Source organism: Paracraurococcus lichenis (assembly GCF_030657435.1).
Lineage (GTDB): Bacteria > Pseudomonadota > Alphaproteobacteria > Acetobacterales > Acetobacteraceae > Paracraurococcus > Paracraurococcus lichenis.
Genome location: NZ_JAUTWS010000465.1, coordinates 1 through 496, shown reverse-complemented (window position 1 = coordinate 496; position 496 = coordinate 1). Strand labels below are relative to the sequence as shown.

Here is a 496-nt window from a genome sequence, read left to right as displayed (position 1 = left end):
GCCGCGCCGGAGGGCCTCCAGCGCGCCGCGCGCGAAGCGCAGCAGCACCTCGTCCGAGGTCCGCCGAGCGAGCAACTGCAGGTTGCCAGAGGCGACCATGAGTAGGTTATTGAAGTCGTGCGCGACGCCACCGGTAAGCTGGCCCATCGCCTCGAGGCGTTGCGCCCGCCGCAGGGCCTGCTCGGCCCGCGCTCTCGCGGTGACGTCCTGAAAGGTGGCGATGGCCAACTCCACCCGACCGGCGGCGTCGCGGATCGGGGCGGCGCTCACTTCGAGATGTACGAGCGCCTCACCATCACGCCGGTGCATCAGCGCCTCGTGGTCGACCCTCTCGCCCCGGAGAACGGCACGCGCTAGCGGATACTCGTCCGCTGTCAATGTCCGGCCGTCGGGGTGGAGCGCCCCGAAGCTCGCGGTGTAGGCGCGCCAATCCGGCGCTTCGGCCAGCGGGCGTCCGAGAATCCGCTCCGCCTCCGGGTTGGAGAAGACGACCCGA

1 protein-coding gene is annotated in these 496 nt (G+C 71.0%); it reads right to left on the bottom strand.

Going from position 1 to position 496, the window contains the following annotated elements; genetic code table 11:
- Nucleotides 1-496 (bottom strand): PAS domain-containing protein (locus tag Q7A36_RS40815; RefSeq protein WP_305109484.1); only part of this gene is annotated, 496 nt, incomplete at both ends.